General features: G+C 59.0%; 18 protein-coding genes. 11 read left to right on the top strand and 7 right to left on the bottom strand.

Going from position 1 to position 20109, the window contains the following annotated elements:
- Positions 1-136: 136 nt before the first annotated feature.
- Positions 137-1471, bottom strand: coding sequence for a hypothetical protein (locus H9Q16_RS06795; RefSeq protein WP_343067800.1), 1335 nt, complete (start codon positions 1469-1471; stop codon positions 137-139).
- 229 nt (positions 1472-1700) lie between these two features.
- Between H9Q16_RS06795 and H9Q16_RS06790 the strand changes: the two genes are divergently transcribed.
- Positions 1701-2462: a transglycosylase SLT domain-containing protein gene (locus H9Q16_RS06790; RefSeq protein WP_246455505.1), complete on the top strand. Its 762-nt coding sequence runs from the start codon at positions 1701-1703 to the stop codon at positions 2460-2462.
- A 7-nt stretch (positions 2463-2469) separates the two neighbouring features.
- Here H9Q16_RS06790 and H9Q16_RS06785 read toward each other — a convergent pair whose 3' ends face one another.
- Together H9Q16_RS06785 and pepN are read right to left on the bottom strand one after the other, a co-directional pair.
- On the bottom strand, positions 2470-2901 hold the full coding sequence (locus tag H9Q16_RS06785) for a hypothetical protein (protein WP_246455502.1): 432 nt from the start codon (positions 2899-2901) through the stop codon (positions 2470-2472).
- A 2-nt stretch (positions 2902-2903) separates the two neighbouring features.
- Positions 2904-5459 carry an aminopeptidase N gene (pepN, locus tag H9Q16_RS06780; RefSeq protein WP_191074570.1) on the bottom strand — a complete coding sequence of 852 codons (2556 nt, stop codon included), beginning with the start codon at positions 5457-5459 and terminating at the stop codon, positions 2904-2906.
- A gap of 107 nt (positions 5460-5566) precedes the next feature.
- On the opposite strand from pepN, the gene H9Q16_RS06775 reads away from it, so the two are divergent.
- The 5 genes from H9Q16_RS06775 to H9Q16_RS06755 all read left to right on the top strand — a co-directional run bounded on the left by H9Q16_RS06775 (position 5567) and on the right by H9Q16_RS06755 (position 9502).
- Positions 5567-5749, top strand: a complete 183-nt coding sequence (locus tag H9Q16_RS06775; protein WP_191074569.1) for a hypothetical protein — start codon at positions 5567-5569, stop codon at positions 5747-5749.
- 82 nt (positions 5750-5831) lie between these two features.
- Positions 5832-5966, top strand: coding sequence for a DUF2256 domain-containing protein (locus H9Q16_RS06770; protein WP_216859303.1), 135 nt, complete (start codon positions 5832-5834; stop codon positions 5964-5966).
- A 93-nt stretch (positions 5967-6059) separates the two neighbouring features.
- Positions 6060-8192, top strand: a complete 2133-nt coding sequence (locus H9Q16_RS06765; protein WP_191074568.1) for a malate synthase G — start codon at positions 6060-6062, stop codon at positions 8190-8192.
- Positions 8193-8225: 33 nt separating this feature from the next.
- Complete coding sequence (locus H9Q16_RS06760) at positions 8226-8651, top strand: GlcG/HbpS family heme-binding protein (protein WP_191074567.1); 426 nt, start codon at positions 8226-8228, stop codon at positions 8649-8651.
- Between the two features lie 74 nt (positions 8652-8725).
- Positions 8726-9502, top strand: a complete 777-nt coding sequence (locus H9Q16_RS06755) for a gamma-glutamyl-gamma-aminobutyrate hydrolase family protein (protein ID WP_191074566.1) — start codon at positions 8726-8728, stop codon at positions 9500-9502.
- Positions 9503-9537: 35 nt separating this feature from the next.
- Here the strand turns inward: H9Q16_RS06755 and H9Q16_RS06750 are convergent, their stop codons facing one another.
- A complete protein-coding gene (locus H9Q16_RS06750; protein ID WP_191074565.1) occupies positions 9538-10104 on the bottom strand; it encodes an REP-associated tyrosine transposase in 567 nt (188 codons plus the stop codon).
- 81 nt (positions 10105-10185) lie between these two features.
- Between H9Q16_RS06750 and H9Q16_RS06745 the strand changes: the two genes are divergently transcribed.
- Positions 10186-11349, top strand: coding sequence for an iron-containing alcohol dehydrogenase (locus H9Q16_RS06745; protein ID WP_191074564.1), 1164 nt, complete (start codon positions 10186-10188; stop codon positions 11347-11349).
- Positions 11350-11355: 6 nt separating this feature from the next.
- Here the strand turns inward: H9Q16_RS06745 and H9Q16_RS06740 are convergent, their stop codons facing one another.
- A complete protein-coding gene (locus tag H9Q16_RS06740; RefSeq protein WP_191074563.1) occupies positions 11356-12108 on the bottom strand; it encodes an SDR family NAD(P)-dependent oxidoreductase in 753 nt (250 codons plus the stop codon).
- A gap of 138 nt (positions 12109-12246) precedes the next feature.
- Here H9Q16_RS06740 and H9Q16_RS06735 point away from each other — a divergent pair, with 138 nt between their 5' ends.
- The 3 genes from H9Q16_RS06735 to H9Q16_RS06725 all read left to right on the top strand — a co-directional run bounded on the left by H9Q16_RS06735 (position 12247) and on the right by H9Q16_RS06725 (position 15933).
- The gene (locus H9Q16_RS06735; RefSeq protein WP_191074562.1) at positions 12247-12726 is read left to right on the top strand and encodes a methyltransferase family protein; all 480 of its coding nucleotides are present in this window, start codon (positions 12247-12249) and stop codon (positions 12724-12726) included.
- Between the two features lie 127 nt (positions 12727-12853).
- Positions 12854-14428 carry a Re/Si-specific NAD(P)(+) transhydrogenase subunit alpha gene (locus H9Q16_RS06730; RefSeq protein ID WP_191074561.1) on the top strand — a complete coding sequence of 525 codons (1575 nt, stop codon included), beginning with the start codon at positions 12854-12856 and terminating at the stop codon, positions 14426-14428.
- Between the two features lie 14 nt (positions 14429-14442).
- On the top strand, positions 14443-15933 hold the full coding sequence (locus tag H9Q16_RS06725) for an NAD(P)(+) transhydrogenase (Re/Si-specific) subunit beta (protein WP_191074560.1): 1491 nt from the start codon (positions 14443-14445) through the stop codon (positions 15931-15933).
- Positions 15934-16096: 163 nt separating this feature from the next.
- On the opposite strand, the gene H9Q16_RS06720 is transcribed toward H9Q16_RS06725, so the two are convergent.
- Positions 16097-17515: an MATE family efflux transporter gene (locus H9Q16_RS06720; protein WP_343067799.1), complete on the bottom strand. Its 1419-nt coding sequence runs from the start codon at positions 17513-17515 to the stop codon at positions 16097-16099.
- Positions 17516-17709: 194 nt separating this feature from the next.
- Here H9Q16_RS06720 and H9Q16_RS06715 point away from each other — a divergent pair, with 194 nt between their 5' ends.
- Positions 17710-18987, top strand: a complete 1278-nt coding sequence (locus H9Q16_RS06715; RefSeq protein ID WP_191074559.1) for a DUF3422 family protein — start codon at positions 17710-17712, stop codon at positions 18985-18987.
- Here the strand turns inward: H9Q16_RS06715 and H9Q16_RS06710 are convergent.
- Positions 18923-19996 carry a YeeE/YedE family protein gene (locus tag H9Q16_RS06710; RefSeq protein ID WP_191074558.1) on the bottom strand — a complete coding sequence of 358 codons (1074 nt, stop codon included), beginning with the start codon at positions 19994-19996 and terminating at the stop codon, positions 18923-18925. The two genes, H9Q16_RS06715 and H9Q16_RS06710, sit on opposite strands and share 65 nt — an antisense overlap.
- Positions 19997-20109 lie beyond the last annotated feature (113 nt).

Raw genomic sequence — 20109 nt, 5'->3', positions numbered from 1 at the left:
GGCGCATATGCTGCAAGAGGGAGGCGGCGCGATCAGGTGCAAGCTGCTGGTCTGGTTCTGTCAGGCAGCATCACAGACCGCCCCTATCCGCGGCGGTGTTTTCTGGCTTTTGAAATCCCCCGGCAGGGGCTTTGGTTCACGCGCCACCTGCCATTGCCTCAGGCCCAGATTCTGTAAAGACGACCCTTTTACCTGCTGCGATTTCGCGGCTGAACAGCCTGGTGATGATGCGCATTGCGTCCTTGCGCCCGGAATCGGCAAAATTAGCTGGCGAGCGGACATGCAGACTGTTGTCGAACCCTTGCGCAGCATGGGCCCAGACCATTGGATGCAATTCCGTCATGTGGTCACGTATGATCCAGCGCGCGCATCCGGCGATCACCTTGCGATTGTGATCGGCACGGTCGTCGCCAGAATACACCTGCCCGATCGCATTGGCACAATATGAGGCCAGCAAGTTCACGGTATAAGGATCAGAGTGGCGGGCAAGGATGTCGCGCAGCCCCTCAATAAAAAATGTCAGATCAAGGTTTGCGCAGGCTTCGTCGTCAAAGCTGATCGCGTCGAACATCACCCAAGTATAGCCACCCGCCCCCCACGTCTCCATGACCCGGGCTGCGGTGCGGTGGGCTTCGAGCTCCAGTTCCTTGTAAGAGCCGTACCAGCGCGGCAACAGGTGATTACCCATCGCCCGCATCGGGCGGGGGTTTTGGGGGTTGAGATCGATCAGCGCCTCATACCGATCTGCGACGCGGCGGCGCCCTGCGTCCGTGCCACCCAGCAACGCACAGCAGCTGGCTGCCAGCAGCGGAGACTGCAGGGTGTTGGGGCAGAACGGTGACAGGATGTCGCCCGCGCGGTCAAAGTGTGCTGCGAAAGCTGCATGGTTACGGTCGGGGATTTCGGCGTCCCAGCCGGTGCCGCGCCATGCCCAGCCGATATCCATATGAGATTGCGCGACAATAGAGGAGATCACCGGATCGCCTTCGTGTTCTGCGAGCACATGTTCAAGGGCTTCGATTCCGGCCAGCAGCGGGGCATCACTCGGCGGGCTGCCGTCAAACAGGGCATGCTCCACCGCAAGGACGACGTCGGCGCGCGCGCCGTATGCCAAAAGATCGGCCGCGGGCATCGCGCCGGGCGTCATATTGCGACCAATATCGGATTTGCGGATCAGTGCTGACAGTTCGCCCCAGCGTTCTTGCCGGGCCAGACGCTGGCCCATCGCAATATGTCCATCGCGCAGCTTGTCCTCGGTGGTGGGATCCGGGCACGAAATTTGCAGCAAGGTTTGCGCCAGATCATCGGAGATATCAACGGGCGCACGCCGCAGGATGGCCCGCTGGGGCGTCACGCGGGCAGGCATATGGAGCGGCTGCACACGTTTAGGCAGCAGCCCTACCAAGGGGCGCAGTTTGGTCTGCAAAATGTCGCGCAAGGCTTTCATAAATGTCTCGTACACATCGTTCACTCGTTCCCATCAAAGTGATCGAGATTTGGGGCGTAAGCGTGGCGCGGGCACGAAGATATCGCGGAGTTTGCGCGTCCATTCCGGTCGACTTGCGGCAATCAGGACATAATCGTTAATGACCGACGCAATCTTGCCCACGTTTAAGCGATATCGCGCCAATCGTTCCCGCAATGCGCGAAAAACCCCGGCTAACTTGCATTCAGCCGATCAAAAGGTGCATGTTTTTGTGATGAAACGCGCGGTTTTTGCTTTGATGCTGGGAATAGTGCCAGCGATGACGTCTGCCCAGACGCTTGAACAGTTGCGCCCACAGGCGCGGACTGTGCCAGTGTCGGGGACTGTCGGATTCTCTGGTTTGGAAGTGCCCCTGCCGCGCCTTGAGAGCAGCAGCCCACCGGTCATCACTCTGGATGGGCTAGGCGACCTGCGCCCGCCTGCACGCAGCGGCGATGTGCCTCGAACGCGCTGGCAGCACATGGCGGGGAATGTCCTGTGGACCCGCGCCGCGCTCTCCGCGCTCAAGGATCATGGAAAGCCGCTGGTCGATCTGGTGCCGCGTGACATTGAAACCTGGTGCCCCGCGTATCAATCGGCGCCGGAAGCGCAGAGGCGTGCCTTCTGGGTCGGATTCATGTCCGCGCTGGCAAAGCACGAGAGCACCTACAAGCCCTGGGCCGTCGGTGGTGGGGGCAAATGGTATGGCCTGTTGCAGATCCTGCCGGGTACGGCGCGGGGGTATAACTGTCGGGTTGGAACCGGTGCGGCCCTCAAGAATGGGCCCGCCAACCTCAGTTGTGCCATTCGGATCATGGCCCATACCGTTCCGCGCGACGGTGTGATTCATGGCTACAAGGGCCGACGCGGACAGGGTGTCACGGCAGATTGGGGCCCGATGCACAGCGCGTCAAAGCGGCGCGACATGTCAGGCTGGCTGCGGCGTCAGACCTATTGCAAGCCGCTTGACGCCACGCGCCCAAGAGCGAAGCCTTAGGCGGAATTCACTGAAACAGCTGGAAATGGTGGCGTTCCACTTTCATGCCGCGGGCTTGCAGTGCTTTCTCAAACGCCTCGTGGGGGGGTGTTGCCTCAAAGGGGAGGCGCAGTTTGCGGCCTGATTTAAGGACAAGACTGGCGCGGACGGAAAAATCAAGCCGCGTGTCCAGGCGGACGTGGTGAATTTGTGACAGCGCAACATCGGCGTCCCGTTTGCCCGTGAACCACGACAGTGTGTCATCGCTCAGCCGCAAACCACTTTGCGTATCATGCAAGAGATCAAGCACCGCAGGGATGGTAAAGGCGGCCAGTGCCAAAACGATCCACCAGGCCGCATCAAACCACCCATAGAGCACCAGCAGAACGCACCAGACTACACCGATCACGATCAACCCGGCCCAGGACCGACCCGAGCGCTGGTAGGTGAAATCGTCCAAGGTCAATCGGTGCCACGGATGCGGGTGAGCATCTCAGCAGAGTCGCGGCTGAGACCTTCCGTCCCCAAGATCCGGTCAAGCTGTTCCTTGATAATCGCCTGGCGATCCGGGTCATAGCGGCGCCACGTCTGAAACGCCGAACACATCCGTGCGGTTGTCTGTGGGTTCACCGCGTCCAGCCGGATCAGCCAGTCCGCAAGCAGCCGGTAACCCGCGCCGGACGCATGGTGGAAGCCTGCATGGTGCATTGCAAGCATACCAAAAACTGACCGGAAGCGGTTGGGATTCTTCCAGTTGAAATCGGGGTGCTCGGTCAGCTTCTTGGCGACAGCAGCGGCGTTTTCGGGCGCCGCTTCGTGCACCTGCAGACCGAACCATTTATCCATGACCAGCCGATCGTCTTTCCACTGGGCCTCGAAGTGCGCCAGCATCTCGTCGCCCTGTCCCGCGCGGATGCCACAGGCAAGTGCGGCAAGCTGTTGGGTCATGTTGTCCGCGCCCTGAAACTGGCGCATGGCAAGTGCAGCGCCGTCTGTGCGGCTGATCAGGCTCAGCATTGCGTTGGACAAGGCACGCTGACCCGATTGGTCGGCGTCGGGCTGATAGGGCTCTGACACCTGATGGGCGTGATAAAGCGCTTGCAGGTCGTCCGCCAGATGACTGGCGAGGATGTCGCGCATGGCCTCTGACGCGTAATGGATGGCCGCCGGGTCTGGCGTCTGGCCCCGCTCGTGTAGGGCACTGGCCAGATCTGACTGGCTCGGCAGGCCCATCATCAACGCCCGGTACGCCGGATCCAGCCTTTCATCGGTGATCACGGCGCGTAGCCCGTTGAGATAGGCGGCATCGACCTGCGTGCCGCGCTCGATGATCCCCAGCAAAGCTTTGCGCGCCAAAGTGCGACCGGCCTCCCAGCGATTAAACGGATCGGTATCATGGGCCAGCAGGTGAACCCGATCCGCATCTGACAGATCATGATGCAGGATCACGGGGGCGGAGAATCCGCGCAGGATCGACGCAATGGGTTGGGCATCTAGCCCGGTGAAGCGGAAGCTTTGCTCAGCCTTGGTCATCTCGAGCACGCGGGTGTCCAGTACTTCTTCCCCGTCGGGGCCAATCAGACCCAATGCAATCGGTATCACGAGCGGTGCGGGCGCGGGAGTTGCTGCTGATGGCGGTGTTTCCTGCCGTAAGGTGAGTGTCAGTGTGTCCAGTTCAAAGCTTTCGCTCACATGTAGATGCGGTGTGCCTGCCTGGGTGTACCAGCGTTTGAACTGCGACAGATCCCGATCGGTTGTGTCCTCAAAGACCTGCAGCCAGTCCTCGATGGTGGCCGCGTCGCCGTCATGCCGATCAAAGTAGAGATCAAGGGCGCGGGCATAGGCAGCATCGCCCACAAGGCGCCTGAGCATACCAATAACCTCGGCACCTTTTTCGTACACAGTGGCCGTGTAGAAATTGTTGATCTCTTGAAAGCTTTCAGGGCGCACCGGATGGGCCAGTGGCCCCTGATCTTCGGGAAATTGGCGGGCGCGCAGGTCAATCACGTCTGAGATACGTTTGACCGGCGCGCTGCGCATATCGCAGGTGAACTGGCTGTCGCGGAATACCGTCAGACCTTCCTTGAGGCACAGCTGGAACCAATCGCGGCACGTAATCCGATTGCCGGTCCAGTTGTGGAAGTACTCATGCGCGATGATCGCCTCGATCCGTTCAAAATTCATGTCGGTGGATGTTTCGGGGCTGGCAAGCACCACCGAAGAGTTGAAAATGTTCAGACCCTTGTTTTCCATCGCGCCCATGTTGAAGTCGTCAACTGCCACGATGTTGAAAAGGTCGAGATCGTAGGCGCGGCCATAAACATCTTCGTCCCATTTCATCGACGCTTTGAGCGCCCGCATCCCAAAGTCACATTTCCCCTCGTCACCGGGACGTACATAGAGATTCAATGCGACGTGACGGCCTTCCATTGTTGTAAAACTGTCCGAATGCGCGACCAGATCACCGGCGACCAGCGCGAAAAGATACGCAGGCTTCGGCCAGGGATCATGCCATTGGGCGGTATCTGGGGCGCTCTTGACCGGATTGCCGTTGCTCAGCAGGACGGGATGAGGGCCGTTGATGGTGACGTCAAAGATGGCCATGACGTCGGGGCGGTCAGGGTAGTAGGTGATTTTTCGAAACCCTTCGGCCTCGCATTGGGTGCAGTACATGCCGTTAGACATATAGAGCCCTTCAAGTGCAGTATTGTTCGCCGGATCAATCTCAACCTCAGATTCCCAGACAAAAGGGGCATCCGGTACGGCACAAATAAGGCCCTGCGGGGTGATGTCGGGTGAGACCGGCGCGCCGTCGATGGTTGCGCTGATCAGGGTCAGGGCCTCGCCGTGCAGAAAAAACGTGCCGTCGGTCGCATCAGGGTTGGGACGGAAGGCGATCCGGCTTTTCACGCGGGTGGTGTGAGGGGCGAGATCAAAGATCAGCGAGACGCTGTCAACAAGATACCCGAAGGGTGAATAGTCGGACAGATAAATGGTCTGGGGGGCCGCGTCTTTCATCGAAAATCCTGTCGATCTGGAACGTTTTGCTTCTGCCGCAAGTTAGGTTTGCAACAGCAGGCCCGCAAGTCGGGTCATTGCATCAATCTCATCCGAAGGAGAAACACATGTCGGCACCCGACACAAACATCGAAAAGCAGGAAAGTCGCCATGCCCCCGCGTTGTGGGGAATCAAGGGCGCCATGATATTTGGCGCGCTGATGCTGATCGGCATCGTTGGCGTCTCCATGCTGAGCACCGCAGACAGCGGCGCAACAGCGTATCAAGGCGGCGTCACCGTCAGCGACTGAAGCTGGTGATCAATACTGAAACGGCGGCTCCTGCTTGGTAGGTGCCGCCTTTTTTGTGTGAAAGGTGTTGGAAATAGCCAAAATGCGGAAAAAGGCCGATCTGCCGGTGAAGAATTGCGCGGCGTGTGGTAAACCCTTTAGTTGGCGGCGAAAATGGGCGCGCGACTGGGTTGATGTGCGCTATTGTTCGCACCGGTGCAAAGCGACGAAGGCTTAAATTGGTAAAAAAATATTACCAATGCGCTTGATGCCCTTGTACTATCACCGTAAGTCTGCCGTAAATTACAGCGACATTAGGGAGGGATGGGCCATGACAGATCGGATCGAGCGGGAAGGCTTGCAGGTAGACAGCGGGCTGCAAAGCTTTATCGAAGAACAGGCCCTGCCGGGAACCGGCGTTGACCCCGGTGCCTTTTGGCAGGGATTTTCTGATCTTGTGCACCAGTATGGCCCCAAGAACCGTGCCTTGTTGGCACGCCGTGATGAGATCCAGCAGGAAATTGACCGGTGGCATTTGGCGCGAAAGGGCCAGACCCACGATGCTGAAGCCTATACCGCCTTTCTGAAGGAAATCGGATATCTGGTTGAAGAAGGGCCGGACTTCGAGATCGAGACCCGAAATGTGGACCCGGAAATCGCGGCTGTCCCGGGACCTCAGCTGGTCGTGCCGATTACCAATGCCCGCTTTGCGCTCAACGCGGCAAATGCGCGGTGGGGCAGTTTGTATGACGCGCTTTACGGCACGGATGCGCTTGGCGACCTGCCCGCGGGCGGGAGCTATGATCCTGCTCGTGGCGCGCGGGTTGTCGCGCGGGCCAAGGCGTTTCTCGACGAAGCGGTGCCCCTTGCCGAAGGCAGTCATGCAGATGTTGCTGGATACCGCGTCGCGGATGGCGCGCTTGTCCCGGCGCTGGCTGATCCGGCGCAGTTTGTTGGCCATCAGGGAGACGCCGCCAAACCTGCAGCGATTCTGCTGATAAACAACGGCTTGCACATCGAAATTCAAGTTGATGCAAACCACGCCATTGGCAAAGATGATCCGGCGCATGTGTCTGATGTGGTGCTGGAATCCGCACTCTCGACCATCATGGACTGCGAAGACAGCGTCGCGGCCGTGGATGCAGAAGACAAGATTGTGGCCTACGGCAACTGGTTGGGTCTGATGAAGGGCGATCTTGCAGAGACCTTTGAGAAGGGCGGCCGGACGATGACCCGAAAAATGAACCCTGACCGCGTCTACACTGGCGCAAACGGCAGTGACATCACGGTCAAGGGTCGTTCGCTGATGCTGGTGCGCAATGTCGGGCACCTGATGACCAACCCTGCCATTTTGGATCGCGATGGGCTGGAGATTGGCGAAGGGCTGATGGACGCCATGCTGACCACGCTGATTGCGATGCATGATTTGCAGCGTGATGGAGGCAATTCGATTGCGGGTTCCGTCTATGTGGTAAAACCCAAGATGCATGGACCAGAGGAAGTGGCTTTCTCGGATGCGATCTTTACCCACGTCGAGGCAGTTCTGGGGCTGCCAAAATACACGGTGAAGCTGGGCATCATGGACGAAGAGCGTCGCACATCGGCCAACCTCAAAGCCTGTATCCGCGCCGCCAAGCACCGGGTTGCCTTTATCAACACCGGGTTCCTGGATCGGACCGGAGACGAAATTCATACCTCTATGGAAGCCGGGCCGATGGTGCCTAAAGGCGAGATGAAGAATGCTGCATGGATTGCGGCTTATGAGGACCGTAATGTGGATATCGGCCTGGCCTGCGGGCTCAAGGGCAAGGCCCAGATTGGAAAGGGTATGTGGGCCATGCCGGACCGGATGGCGGAAATGCTTGAGGCAAAGATCGGTCATCCGCAAGCGGGTGCCACCTGCGCCTGGGTGCCTTCGCCCACGGCAGCAACGCTACATGCGACGCACTATCACGTCGTAGATGTGTTGGCCCGGCAGGAGGAACTCAAGGCCGGTGGCGCGCGCGGTACGCTCGAAGATCTGCTTGATATCCCCGTCATGGACGACCGAAACCTGAGCGACACAGAGATCACCCGCGAAATTGAGAACAATGCGCAAGGAATTCTGGGGTACGTTGTGAGGTGGGTTGATCAGGGGGTGGGTTGCTCAAAAGTGCCGGACATCAACGATGTCGGCCTGATGGAAGACCGCGCAACGTGCCGAATTTCTGCGCAAGCGCTGGCCAACTGGCTGCATCACGGCGTGATCACCGAGGATCAGGTCGTGGCGGGGCTCAAGAAAATGGCGGCCGTGGTTGACCGCCAGAATGACAGCGATCCGCTTTACCAGCCAATGGCGCCAGACTTTGATGGGATTGCCTTCAAGGCGGCCTGCGATCTGGTGCTGAAAGGGCGTGAGCAACCTTCGGGATATACAGAACCGGTATTGCATGCGCGTCGTCTGGAACTCAAAGCGGCGGGCTGATGTGCGCTGAACGGATTAACCAAAGGACACAACATGGCTATTTCACTCAACAAATCCCGCACCATCATTCGCAAGGCGCTTGCCCACGGTCGAGAGACGGAGCTTAAACCGCTCTCGGTCATCGTTCTGGACAGTGGCGGGCATGTCATCGCGTTTGAGCGCGAAGACGGCGCGGCCCCCGGTCGCTTTGCGATTGCCCACGGCAAGGCCTTTGGCAGCATCATGCTGGGCATGGCGGGAACAGCACAGATGAAACGAGCAGAAGATCAGGCGTACTTCATGGCTGCTGTGAATGGGGTGTATGGCGGCCAGGTCATTCCGGTACCAGGTGGCGTTTTGGTACGAGACAAACGGGGCCGCATTGTCGGCGCTGTTGGCGTGACCGGAGACACCTCAGACAACGATGCTGCCGCCGCTTTGGCCGGCATCGAGGCGTCCGGACTGACAGGCGAGATCTGAACCGCAGACAGATTGGTTGAGATTGGTCTGCGCAGCGCCTATGTTTCGCGAAAGGCAACACATACAGGTGGATCATGGCCCGTCCCGTCGTTGGCATTATCGGCAATTCCTATTTGCTGAACGATCAATATCCCGTGCATGCAGGCGGCGCGATGAATGCCGACGCGGTCACGCAGGTGTCGCGTTGTATGCCGATGATCATTCCTGCCGATCCTGATCACGTATCAGTGCAAGAGCTCATGGAGGTGTGCGACGGTTTCCTTCTTACCGGTGGGCGCCCGAATGTGCATCCCGAGGAATACGGTGAGGCAGCCACTGAAGCGCATGGTGAATTTGATCGCAAAAGGGACGCAATAGCTCTTGAGCTTGTCCGCGCCTGCGTCGAGCGGGGGCAGCCCTTTTTTGGGGTCTGTCGCGGTTTTCAGGAAGTCAACGTTGCTATGGGCGGCACGCTTTATCCCGAAATACGCGATCTGCCGGGGCGCATGAATCACCGGATGCCGCCCGATGGGACGCTCGAAGAAAAGTTTGAGCTGCGCCACGACGTGACCTTTACCGACGGAGGCGTCTTTCACGAGGTTATGGGCGATGTGAAGGTGCGGACCAACACATTGCATGGGCAAGGGATCAAGGATCCGGGTGCGCGGATCGTGATGGATGGATTTGCCGACGACGGCACGCCAGAGGCGATCTACGTCAGGGGGGCACCAGGCTTTACACTATCGGTTCAATGGCATCCTGAATGGAACGCCGACAAGGATCCGGTTTCATGCAAGTTGTTCACTGCATTCGGTCAAGCGGTGCATGATTGGGCCGCACGTGGCGACAGGCCAGCATTGAAGGCCGTCTAGCGGGCGATTCCCCACATCGTCCAAGAAGAGCCCGATCAAGGGTGGGGTGCAAAGCCTTCATGGTGAAACGTACGCGCTATGATGGGATTTGGCGCCGGTCGAGATATGCGCGGCGTCTCTGGTACGAATGGTCTTATCACCGACTGCCGATGCACAGACGAATAGGCCCAGTCCTGAGGTGTTTTGCACAGGCCTGCGATAACCGGACTGGTGTGGATCATTTGGACATGCGTGTCGAAGTCCCGCGCACATTTGATCGGGTGTTCCCAAATGCTGGTCTGCCAAATGCCTTTCGCGCGCGCCCGACTTTGTGCGGGCGTTCGTGACAACGTGTCCGGGATCGCCTTGGAAAAATGCGTTTTCAGCATCCGCCAGCGCAAAGCGAAATTGCTATCACCCGGTGGCAAGTGCCAGATTGTATGGATCGCTGAAGGCAAAACCGCGATGGCATCGATGGTGAAAGGATAGCGCAGCATCGTGCGGCGCGTTGCGGCCCGCAGAGCACTGATTTCGTCGGTCAGAAGCATGCTGTCGCGATTGGCTAGACGCGCGGTAAAGAAGGTGACGCTGAAGGGCAGGAGGGTTTGATTGGAAAAGGACATGTATTTTTCCTAGGCTGCCGATCTTAACGGCGCGTTAACGGCAGGTCCATCGCAGATCTGGTGGCGCAGACAGGAGTGCAGATGCAACACGGTGACATCGGGCGCGTTCAATCCCCGCGGATCATTCGGGTTGGCGGCGGCGTCGCCCGCGAAGTGGGCGAAGTCATGCAGCAACTGGGGCTGTCGCGCCCTTTGATTGTGACTGACAAGAAGCTGATCACGCTGGGCCATGTTCATACTGTCACGGATGTTTTGGATGTGGCGGGTGTGGCATGGACCGTCTTTGATGGAGTTGTCGAAGACCCGACAGATATCTGCGTTGATGAGGGGCTTGCAGCCTACCGGGCCGACAATTTCGACTGCATCATCGGCTTTGGCGGGGGCAGCCCGATGGACGTGGCCAAGGCCATCAGCTTCATGAGCGTGAACCCAGGCCACGTGCGCGATTACAAAGCTCCGCACCAGATCGACCGATGCGGACCGCCGGTCATCGCGATCCCCACCACCGGGGGGACCGGGTCAGAGCTGACGCGCTGGTGCGTCATTACCGACACGGCTGAGACCGAGAAATACAACCTCTCGGGTCTGGCCTGTGTGGCGACTGTGGCGTTGATTGACTGGACGTTCACCTGCACCAAGCCGTGGCGTATCACAGCCGATACTGCCGTCGACAGCCTGACGCACGCAATTGAGGCCTACGTCAGCCGCAAGGCCTTTGCCTACACCGACAGCTTTGCGCTTGCCGCTATGCCCGCCATCGCGAACCATGTGCGCACCGCGTGCGCCGAGCCCGACAATGCAGAGGCGCGCGCAGCGTTGATGCTGGCGGCCTCACAGGCAGGTATGGCGTTCTCGAACGCCTCAGTGGCGCTGGTTCACGGAATGAGCCGTCCCATTGGTGCGCATTTTCATGTGACTCATGGGCTGTCCAACGCCATGCTGCTGCCAGAGGTCACGCGGTTCTCAGTCGATGCGGCACAGGGGCGCTATGCCACCTGCGCACGGGTGATGGGCTGGGCGCGCGACGGAGACAGCGATGCAATGGCCTGTGCCATGCTGGTCGAGAACCTTGAGCGATTGAATGCCGACCTCAAAGTGCCTTCGCCATCGAGCCTTGGACATGGGGCAGACCCCGACAAGTTCGACCTCATGGCGCAACAAGCACTGGCGTCAGGCTCGCCCCAGAATAACCCTCGTGTACCAACGCAGGACGAAATCGTGCAGATGTATCAGCGCATCTGGTAGCGCCGCTTACATCTGGCCGCCGGCAATCTCGATGCTCTGGCCGTTGACGCTTTCGGACCCGGGTCCGATCAGCCAGGCGGCGGCGGTTGCGACCTCTTCAGGCGCGATCAGACGCTGGTGTCGGTTCGCCTTGACCATCATGCCCCGCGCCTGTTCCTCGCTGACCCCTGCGCGTTGGGCGATGGAGGTTGTGTTGCGATCGACAATGGGCGTGTCAACATAGCCGGGGCAGATAGAATTGAAGGTGAAGGGCTGGCCGATGTAGTCTTCTGACAGCGACCTGATCAGACCGATCATTCCGTGTTTGGAGGCCGCATAGCACGCCGCCCCCGGCAATCCGCGCAGACCCGCCATGGAGCTGATCGCAACAACGCGCCCCCAATCGGTTTGGCGCATGGAGGTCAGGCTTTCGCGGATCGTCAGAAACGCCCCGTCGAGGTTGGTGGCCATCATGTTGCGCCAAAATTCCATCGACGTCTTGTGCACAGCCTTGCCCTCGGCGATGCCGGCATTGGGAATGCAGATCTGGATGGGGCCGTACTTTTCAACAGCGGCGGCAATCTTGGCCACGACATCGGCCTCGTCGCGCACATCCATGGCCATCCCGGTCATGTTGGGGCCCGCCACCTCGTCCAGCACTTCCTGACGGCGGCCCGTAATGGTCACATGCGCCCCCTTGGCTTCAAGGTCGCGGGCAATCGCAAGACCGATGCCTGTTCCACCCCCGGTGATAAGTGCGTGTTTGCCGCTGAGGTCCATGTGTGCTCTCCCGTGTATGAGAGCTGCAGACTAGCGAGCCCCCGACAGCATGCAAGCGCCACGCCGCGTCATCTTTGGTTGCAGTGACGCGTCCGGTCCGGTCTTATCGTGGTGTGGCAGTATCGGAACGGGGGACCAATGGCCTGGCATGAGAGCGAAACGCTGAGCGCCCGGCAGATGTTGGATCTGCCACCGGTTTGGCTGGTCAGTTTCATCGCGTTGGTGTGGCTGCAGGTCTGGATCTGGCCAAGCGGCACCATCGGATTTCCGTTGCAAGGCATCCTTTCGGGCGTGCTGTTCTGGGGCGGGCTGGCGCTGATGGGATGGGCGATTTGGGCGTTTCGCACGCACCAGACAACAGTTGTGCCGCATCAGGTGCCCAGTCGGATCATCACCGGCGGTCCCTTCGCATTCAGCCGCAATCCAATCTATCTGGGCGATGTCATGGTTCTGGCCGGAGTCATTCTGGGGCACGGGGCCTGGCCTGCGTTGATCTTGCTGCTGCTCTTTGCGGTGATTCTGGTGCGACGCTTTATTGCGCCGGAAGAGGCGCGCATGAAAGAAAATTTCGGCGAGGAATTCATCAAATATACCGAAAAAACCCGTCGTTGGCTTTGAAATCGGCCTCCGATGGCACAAGTGACCAAGCGTGCGGCTTGTTTACCTGCATTTGACCCGGTAAATGCTGCACACGCGAAATGGCCCGCCTTGGCGGCGCGGCCTCTCATCATGAAGGGGGATGTTCGTGAAAATCGGGACACCGAAAGAGGTTTTTGAAGGCGAAGCGCGCGTCGCGATGACGCCGGACTCAGCGCTGCAATTGCAGAAGCTGGGTCATGATTGTTTGATCGAAACCGGAGCAGGGTCGAAAGCCGGGTTTGCGGATGCCGACTACAAGGAAGCCGGCGTCGAAGTCGTCAAGACAGCTGCCGCGCTGTGGAAAGCAGCTGACGTGGTCGCGAAGGTTCGCCAGCCCGATGCAACAGAGATGAAGCGACTGCGCGAAGGTCAGACACTGATTTCCTTCTTCAACCCCGGTGCCAACGAAGCGCAGATGAAATCGGCGGCCAAGACGGGCGCAACCGTCATCGCGATGGAGATGATCCCCCGCATCAGTCGTGCACAAAAGATGGACGCGCTTTCCTCTATGGCAAATATCGCGGGCTACCGCGCGGTGATTGAGGCAGGTAACAACTTTGGCCGCTTCTTTACCGGTCAGATCACGGCGGCAGGCAAGGTGCCCCCGGCGAAAGTTCTGGTCGTGGGCGCGGGCGTTGCCGGTCTGGCCGCAATCGGGACCTCGACGTCTCTGGGCGCCATTACGTATGCTTTTGACGTTCGTCCCGAAGTGGCCGAACAGGTCGAGTCGATGGGTGCCGAGTTCGTCTACCTTGATTTCGAGGAAGAACAGCAGGATGGATCGGCCTCCGGTGGGTATGCATCTGTATCCTCCCCCGAATTCCGCGAAGCACAGCTTGCCAAGTTTCGCGAACTGGCACCCGACATCGATATCGTGATCACCACAGCGCTGATCCCTAACCGCGAAGCACCTGAGCTGTGGACCGAAGACATGGTCGCGGCGATGAAGCCCGGCTCTGTGATTGTCGATCTGGCGGCAGAGAAGGGCGGTAACTGCAAGCTGACGGTGATGGCCGAAAAGATCGTGACCGACAACGGTGTGACGATCATCGGATACACCGATTTCCCGAGCCGGATGGCGGCGCAGTCCTCTTCACTTTATGCAACGAATATCAGACACTTGATGACCGATCTTACGCCAGAAAAAGACGGTGTGATCGTGCATGACATGGAAGATGACGTGATCCGTGGCGCGACGGTTGCGCATGGCAGCGAAGTGACCTTCCCACCGCCCCCGCCCAAGGTGGCGGCCATCGCGGCGGCGCCAAAAAAGGAGGCACCGAAAGAGCTCACTGCGGAAGAGAAAGCTGCTGCAGAGACAGCTGCATTCAAACAGCAGACCCGCAGTCAGGTCACCCTGATTGCCGCAGGCGGGCTTGCAATGCTTGCGGTAGGGCTGGTCGCGCCGCCCAGCTTTCTGCAGCATTTCATTGTTTTCGTGCTTTCAGTCTTTATCGGCTTCCAAGTTATCTGGGGCGTCGCGCATTCGCTGCATACCCCATTGATGGCGGTGACCAATGCAATTTCCTCGATCATCATTCTGGGGGCGCTGATGCAAATCGGATCGGGCTCGTGGTTGGTGATGATCCTTGCTGCTTTGTCGGTGTTCATGGCGGGCATCAACATCTTTGGCGGCTTCCTTGTCACCCGGCGCATGCTTGCCATGTTCCAGAAATCTTGAAGGAGACCGGGTAGATGGAATTTGGTTTCACAACAGCGGCTTATGTGGTCGCAGCAGTACTTTTCATTCTCGCCCTTGGCGGGTTGAAAAATCAGGAAAGCGCCAAACGCGCGATCTGGTATGGTATCGTCGGCATGGCGCTGGCGGTTGTTGCCACTCTGCTTGGACCGGGGGCAGGTCTGTGGCTGATGTCGCTCATCCTGATTGCAGGTGGTGCGTTTATCGGCATGCAACTGGCCAACAGGGTGCAGATGACCCAGATGCCCGAGCTTGTCGCGGCGATGCATTCGCTTGTGGGTCTGGCGGCGGTTTTTGTCGGCCTCAATGCGCATATTGAGATTGGCCGCGTTGCCAGCGCGTTCGCGACGGCAGAGTTGCCGTTCCCGCAGGAAAGCTATGGAGCGCTTTCGGGGGCTGCCAAGGAAGTCGCAGATCAGTTCCGAGGGTTCGCGGCGATCGTGGCCAAGAAGACCGGAGCAGAGATCACCATTTTGCGGATCGAATTGGTTTTGGGCATCTGGATCGGTGCGGTGACCTTTACGGGGTCGGTGATCGCCTATGGCAAGCTGGCTGGCCGCGTGAATACCGCCGCTGAAAAGCTGCCCGGCGGGCATCTTCTGAACATCGCAGCGGCTGCGATTTCTGTGATATCGCTGATTTGGTACTTGGGCTCTGGCGGGTTTTTCCCGCTTTTCCTGCTGACGCTGGCCGCGCTCTTTATCGGGTACCACCTGATCATGGGCATTGGCGGGGCGGACATGCCCGTGGTTGTCTCCATGCTGAACAGCTATTCCGGCTGGGCAGCGGCGGCGATCGGTTTCAGCCTTGGCAACGATTTGCTGATTGTCGTGGGCGCGCTTGTGGGCTCGTCAGGTGCAATCCTGAGTTACATCATGTGCAAAGCGATGAACCGCTCGTTCGTGAGTGTCATTCTGGGCGGCTTTGGTGGCCCTGCGGGTGAGCAGATGGCCGTGGAAGGCGAACAGGTCGCGATCGAGGCCGATGGCGTGGCGCAGGCGCTGAACGAAGCCGATAGCGTGATCATCATTCCGGGGTACGGCATGGCCGTGGCGCAGGCGCAGGGCGCGGTGAGCGATCTGGTCAAGAAGTTGCGGGCGAAAGGCAAGAATGTGCGTTTCGCCATTCACCCCGTCGCTGGGCGCCTGCCGGGGCACATGAACGTGCTGCTGGCGGAAGCGAAAGTGCCCTATGACATCGTCATGGAGATGGACGAGATCAACGATGATTTCCCGGATACGGACGTGGCCATTGTTATCGGCTCGAACGATATCGTGAACCCGGCGGCGCAGGACGATCCCAACAGTCCTATTGCCGGGATGCCGGTGCTGGAATGCTGGAAGGCCAAGACGGTCTTTGTCTCAAAGAGAGGGCAGGGCACGGGGTATTCCGGCATCGAAAATCCTTTGTTTTTCAAGGACAACACGCGGATGTTCTATGGTGATGCGAAGGCAAGTCTGGACAAGCTCCTGCCGCTGATCGATTAGGCGGTTTCTTTGAAAGAAAACGATCGGAAATTTTGAAAATTTCCGATCTGATCAGCAAACGCCCCGCCAGTATCGGTGGGGCGTTTTTGTGTCAATTTGGATGCGGGATTTTGTAAAGTTCGGCACCGCACGAGCACTGGCTCATCCGGAACCGCCAAGGAACCTAAGCGTGCCTTTGGCTGGGCAAGATCCTGCGCGGTCCATCGATCAATACCGTTTCCACTTTCAACAGCGATGTAGCCTTTGCGGCAACAAGCGTCGCCCATGCACTCAGTACATTGGCGACAATTGCCGCAGCGACGACGCCCGCGAAACCAATGGTCACGGCGCCGATCCAGGCCAGCGGCAGATAGAGCAAAAGGATGCGCGACAGGCTGAGGCTCATGGACCATACCGCCTTGTCGCGCGCATTCATCGCGGCGTTACCGACAACCAGGATGCCATAGCCGAATAGTGAAAAGCCGACCCAGCGCAGGTACGTTGCAGCAAATGCCATGTCTTCTTCGCCAGACGTGAACACCCCAGCAATAGGCGCAGCAAAGACAGCAAGTACAACTGCAGCCAAAGCGCCGTAGCCCACGCAGAACCAAAAGGCCAAGGTTGTTGCGGCGCGTGAGCGATCCTTTTCTTCTGCACCCCAGTTCTGGCCGATCACTGGCCCGATACCTGACGACAGCGCCAGAAGGGGCACCAATGCCATGCTCTGCACGCGGGTCGCCGCGCCAAAGCCTGCAACGGCGGTTTCGCCAATCGTGGCTACAGCGGCAGTTACCAGCGCCATGCCAGCGGGGTTTATCGCGTTGGAAAATGCGGCGGGCAGGCCCACGTGCAGGATCTTTCGGATCGACGCCATAAGGCCGTCGAGCAGCGCACCACACCAACCCAGCAGGCCCCGCCGCCAGGCAATATAGAGCGCCAGCAAAACGGCAACGACCCGACCGACCAAAGTTGCAATCGCAGCGCCCTGCACCCCAAGTTCTGGCAGACCCCACATGCCGAATATCAGCAACGGGTCCAGCCCGACATTCACCACGGCCGCGAGCACCATGATCCAGGCCGACGTCAGGCTGTCGCCATGCGCGCGAAAGACCGCATTTACAATCATCATTGTAACAAGGAATGGAAAGCTCATGGCCCAGACGGGCATATACTGCGCGATATTGCCTGAAACCTCTTCGCCCGCACCCAGCGCAATGAAGAGCCATGGATAAACCAACCAGACCGCTGCTGCTGTCAGCAGAGACAGGCCCAGACCCAGGCCAATGGCATGCAAACCTAACCGGCGCGTTGCTTCAGCATCATCCCCAGCCCCAACGCCCTGGCTGAGAGCAGCGTTTGCCCCGGCGCTAAGCCCAATCGACAATGACGTGATTGCCGTTGTCACCGGATAGATGAAACCGACGGCGGCCAAGGCCGCCCCACCGATTTGGCCCAGGAAATAGGCATCGGCCAATCCGACACTGAGCACAGCAAAAATGCCGAAACTCATCGGGGCCGACATCGCCGTCAACGCCCGCCAGATCGGTCCCTGTGTCAGATCCCGACTGCTGTCAGACTGTTTTTCTTCGCTTTTTTCGCTCACTATTCCGGTCCCGCCACCGCTGTTTTCGCAAGGCCTTGAACCTAGGGCGATTGTCGTGGGGGGCCAGTTTCCCGGTCCCGATAATCCAACGGTATACAGGCGTACACTTTAACACATTGATTTATAAAATTTTATTCTGGTCACGTGGATATTTTGTGTTATCTCAAGGCAAACACCGCCAGAAGAGAACCGCTATGGCCCCGATCGCAGACCATCCGCAACGTTTCCGCATGACGTCGGAATTACATGCCCGACCGTTTCCCGTTGTCTGCGCGCCGGCCATGGTGGCCTATCTGGCTGTCAAAAGCACGTCAGAGCCTGCGAACCGCGAAGAAAGCCTGGCGCAACTCGCGGCCCTTCTTGAGCATTATGGCGCACCAGGGCCCGAACAGGGGGCGACACATTACGCGGGGCCGATTGGCAAATACCAGCTAAAGTGGGAACAACATACAGAGTTTGCCACGTACACGGTTTTCTTGAGTGGGCTGAGCGACCGGCCCTTCGATCCGGCCACATTCGAGGTCTTCCCGACCCAATGGCAGGACGCCCTGCCACAGGAGCGCATTACATCGGGTCTGCTGCGGATCATGACACGTCCGAAGACAGATGCAGAAATTCAACCTTCGCTGAAAGACTGGTTTGTCGCCGAAAGCCTGGCGGCTGCGTCCGTGCTTGATGATGCGGCAGTGATCGCAAGCGACTTCCGCGTCGATTCTGCGGGGCACCTGCGGTTTGCAGTCTTTGTCAGCCCCGGTACGGGCAAACGGCGGGTGGGGCGCATCGTGCAGCGACTGTGCGAAATCGATACCTACAAGACCATGTCGATGCTGGGGTTTGTGACGGTACGCAATATCGCGGATGAGCTGAACGCGCTCGACACACAGCTGCGCGAACTGACAGCAACCATGCGCGGCTCTACCAGCCGGGTCGAAGAAACACTGCACCAGTTGCTGGATGTATCGGTATCGCTGGAACAACTGGACGCGGCCACATCCTACCGGTTTGCCGCGACGGCCGCCTATGAAGCGCTGGTCAATCAACGCATTAGCGTATTGCGCGAAGCGCGTTTTTTGGGCCGACAGGGATTTGGTGAATTCATGATGCGCCGGTTCGAGCCCGCCATGCGCACGGTCAACGCCTCGCAAACCCGTCTGAAAGCGATGTCGGAACGATCTATAAGGGCGTCTGACCTGTTGCGCACACGCGTTGATGTGGAAAGATCAGCTCAAAACCAGGAGATCCTTGCCAGCATGGACCGCCGATCGGACCTGCAGCTGCGGTTGCAGCGCACGGTCGAAGGCCTGTCGGTGGTCGCAGTCAGCTACTACGCAGTATCTTTGATGGCCTATCTGATCGCGCCCGCAAGTGTGCCGCTTGGCATGCCCAAAGCGGTTTTAACGGCACTGATCACTCTGCCGGTTGTAGCCCTTGTGTGGTGGTTTCTGCGGCGGTTGCGGCGCGCGGACGATTGAGCAACGCGTTCATCGTCAGCACGCCGGTGGCGATCATCATTAGCGCAAGCACCGCAGCGGCCGACAGCGTCGGCACGCCCGACAGGCCCGCGCCCAGCGTGCAACCGCCCGCCAGTACACCGCCCACGCCCATCAGCGCTGCACCGACCATATACCGGCCCGTTTCACGCGGCGTGCTGAAGCTTTGCCAAGCGAACTTTCCGGAAAGAAGGCTGGCAGCCAACGCACCCAACAACACACCGCCCAGCAACCCCGTGCCAAAACCTGCCGGCACAGACGTATTGGCAATTGTCCAAAACAGCGCTTCTGACGCCGGGGCCGTGAAAGACAGACTTTCCATCGCGATGGGGTCAAAGTCATCGTAAAGAACCAGGCCGGTGCCGACCCATGAAAGTGGTACCAGCAGTCCAATGGCCGCTGCCATTACCATATGCCCTACGCGATTTCCCGACTGTGCAGCGAATACCAGTGCAGCTACGACAATAAGTCCGCCCCAAAACCATACGCCACCGGGCAGGGCGCCCAAGTTCACTGCTTCACCAAAATCGACAGTCACACTGCCAAGCGCTATCCGCACAGGAGCCAACACCCCTTTGAGGGTGGCATGAGCCACCACGGCAAAAACGATCAGGACACTGGCGGCCCGCAGGTTGCCGGACCCCGTCAACACGGTCAATCGAGAGATGCAGCCACGTGTCAGCACCATCCCTGCGCCAAACAGCAGGCCACCAACGGCAATGGCAAGAACAGGCACGTCGGATATCATGAACCGATGTTCTGCAAAGCTGATCCAGCCCAGTCCCACCGCGGCCTGCGTCCCCAGCATAGATACCGCCAACGCGGTCAGCCACACACCTGCAGCCTGCCGTCGATCTTCACCGATCAATGCACGACGAAAGCAAAAGCGCGTGACCTGTGCCAGCGCGCCAAAAGTCAGCCCTAGCGCAAGCGCAAAATAGACCGATGCCTGAGGGGCGGTCAGGTTTTCAAAGCCGAAGGTGTCAAACATGGCAACATTTCAAATATGCGAACGTTGTTCCATCTGGCGTGCGGGTTCGTCACAATCAAGTGAATGTCGAGGTGTTGAGGGCGGGCATCCAAGAACAACGTTCTGGCATGCAG

This window comes from Sulfitobacter aestuariivivens (assembly GCF_014763045.1).
Lineage (GTDB): Bacteria > Pseudomonadota > Alphaproteobacteria > Rhodobacterales > Rhodobacteraceae > Sulfitobacter > Sulfitobacter aestuariivivens.
This window is presented reverse-complemented; position numbering and strand designations above follow the sequence as displayed.

Excerpts from the sequence above, each read along its gene's own strand:
- H9Q16_RS06790 (WP_246455505.1), top strand. The coding sequence starts at position 1,701 with ATGAAACGCGCGGTTTTTGCTTTGATGCTGGGAATAGTGCCAGCGATG.
- pepN (WP_191074570.1), bottom strand. The coding sequence starts at position 5,459 with ATGAAAGACGCGGCCCCCCAGACCATTTATCTGTCCGACTATTCACCC.
- H9Q16_RS06775 (WP_191074569.1), top strand. The coding sequence starts at position 5,567 with ATGTCGGCACCCGACACAAACATCGAAAAGCAGGAAAGTCGCCATGCC.
- H9Q16_RS06770 (WP_216859303.1), top strand. The coding sequence starts at position 5,832 with ATGCGGAAAAAGGCCGATCTGCCGGTGAAGAATTGCGCGGCGTGTGGT.
- H9Q16_RS06765 (WP_191074568.1), top strand. The coding sequence starts at position 6,060 with ATGACAGATCGGATCGAGCGGGAAGGCTTGCAGGTAGACAGCGGGCTG.
- H9Q16_RS06760 (WP_191074567.1), top strand. The coding sequence starts at position 8,226 with ATGGCTATTTCACTCAACAAATCCCGCACCATCATTCGCAAGGCGCTT.
- H9Q16_RS06755 (WP_191074566.1), top strand. The coding sequence starts at position 8,726 with ATGGCCCGTCCCGTCGTTGGCATTATCGGCAATTCCTATTTGCTGAAC.
- H9Q16_RS06750 (WP_191074565.1), bottom strand. The coding sequence starts at position 10,104 with ATGTCCTTTTCCAATCAAACCCTCCTGCCCTTCAGCGTCACCTTCTTT.
- H9Q16_RS06745 (WP_191074564.1), top strand. The coding sequence starts at position 10,186 with ATGCAACACGGTGACATCGGGCGCGTTCAATCCCCGCGGATCATTCGG.
- H9Q16_RS06740 (WP_191074563.1), bottom strand. The coding sequence starts at position 12,108 with ATGGACCTCAGCGGCAAACACGCACTTATCACCGGGGGTGGAACAGGC.
- H9Q16_RS06735 (WP_191074562.1), top strand. The coding sequence starts at position 12,247 with ATGGCCTGGCATGAGAGCGAAACGCTGAGCGCCCGGCAGATGTTGGAT.
- H9Q16_RS06725 (WP_191074560.1), top strand. The coding sequence starts at position 14,443 with ATGGAATTTGGTTTCACAACAGCGGCTTATGTGGTCGCAGCAGTACTT.
- H9Q16_RS06715 (WP_191074559.1), top strand. The coding sequence starts at position 17,710 with ATGGCCCCGATCGCAGACCATCCGCAACGTTTCCGCATGACGTCGGAA.
- H9Q16_RS06710 (WP_191074558.1), bottom strand. The coding sequence starts at position 19,996 with ATGTTTGACACCTTCGGCTTTGAAAACCTGACCGCCCCTCAGGCATCG.